1 protein-coding gene is annotated in these 249 nt (G+C 52.2%); it reads right to left on the bottom strand.

All coding sequences use genetic code 11. The features are described 5' to 3' along the window. The coding region (locus Q4563_RS21505) for a CNNM domain-containing protein (protein WP_303605973.1) at positions 1–249 on the bottom strand (249 nt) is incomplete at both ends.

The following is a 249-nucleotide window of genomic DNA, read 5'->3' as shown; positions in this document are numbered from 1 at the left end:
AAACAGGATGGTATTGACGAATACCGCAAGATCGGGGTTATCGGGCCATAGTCGTTGGCTGATAATAGTCGCCAGTGCCGCTGCGGCAAAGTTGACCAGGTTGTTGCCTGTGAGGATGGTGCCAATCAGACGATCGGGCTTTTCGAGTAGTCTGGCGGCCAATTTGGCGCCCTTGTGATTGTTTTTCACCATATGCCGCAACCGGTAGCGGTTAAGCGACATCATGCCGGTTTCTGAACTGGAGAAGAA

The organism is Gilvimarinus sp. 1_MG-2023 (genome assembly GCF_030548285.1).
Note: the sequence above shows the minus strand (reverse complement) of the source record. Positions and strands in the feature narration are given on the sequence as shown.